The sequence below is a fragment of the Vibrio sp. OPT46 genome, from assembly GCF_015163535.1.
GTDB lineage: Bacteria > Pseudomonadota > Gammaproteobacteria > Enterobacterales > Vibrionaceae > Vibrio > Vibrio alginolyticus.
Genome location: NZ_JADDYG010000862.1, coordinates 1 through 251, shown reverse-complemented (window position 1 = coordinate 251; position 251 = coordinate 1). Strand labels below are relative to the sequence as shown.

The window sequence follows — 251 nt, the reverse complement described above, 5'->3', positions numbered from 1 at the left end:
AAGGTGACACTACCTACAGTTGGTGCCTCAGTGCCAAATGCAATCGTAAATAGAGTGACGAAGATAACCAAACCGAAGCCATCATTGAAGAGCGATTCTCCTTCAATCTGAGTGGAGATACGTTTAGGAGCATCTAGTTTTTTCACAATAGCCAATACAGCGATTGGGTCAGTTGGCGATATTAGAGCACCAAATAGTAAGCAGTAGACCAAATCAAATTGGATGCCAATTAACTGACAAAACCCATACAG

The 251-nt window shown here is 41.8% G+C and carries 1 protein-coding gene; it reads right to left on the bottom strand.

Going from position 1 to position 251, the window contains the following annotated elements; all coding sequences use genetic code 11:
• A partial coding sequence (locus IQR33_RS30700; protein ID WP_193844298.1) for a cation:proton antiporter occupies positions 1–251 on the bottom strand: 251 nt, incomplete at both ends.